At 68.6% G+C, this 532-nt stretch carries 1 protein-coding gene; it reads left to right on the forward strand.

The features are described from left to right. Positions 1–105: 105 nt before the first annotated feature. Positions 106–532, forward strand: a 427-nt coding sequence (locus HWY05_RS37695; RefSeq protein WP_176061484.1) for a GNA1162 family protein, incomplete at its 3' end; no start/stop codon positions are given.

Consider the following 532-nt stretch of genomic DNA (forward strand, 5'->3'; position numbering starts at 1 on the left):
CCCGATCCCAAGCCGGCCGTCCAGCCCGCCACGGCGCCCTCCGCCGCTTCGGCGGCCCATCCCGAAACCACCGCGCAGGCCGCGAACCACTGACCGGAGCTCCCCATGTTGCAACGCATTTCGATCAAGCTGCTGTCGGCCGTCGCGCTGCTGGCCATGCTGGCTGCCTGCGCGGGCCCCGTCCAGCGCCCCGACTACACGGCCTTCAAGCGCAGCCAGCCGAAGTCGATCCTGGTGCTGCCGCCCGTCAACAACACCAACGAGGTGACGGCGAGCTTCGGCGTGCTGTCGCGGGTCACCCTGCCGCTGGCGGAGTCGGGCTACTACGTGGTGCCGGTGGGCCCGATGGAGGAGACCTTCAAGTACAACGGCCTGACCACGCCCAACGACATCGCCGAGGTGTCGCCCGCCAAGCTGCGTGAGATCTTCGGCGCCGACTCGGCGCTCTACATGACGGTCACCCGTTACGGCACCACCTACCAGGTGATCGACAGCGTCACCGTCGCCTCGGTGAGCGCCAAGCTTGTCGACC

This window comes from Paraburkholderia sp. BCC1876, from assembly GCF_902833695.1.
Classification (GTDB): domain Bacteria; phylum Pseudomonadota; class Gammaproteobacteria; order Burkholderiales; family Burkholderiaceae; genus Paraburkholderia.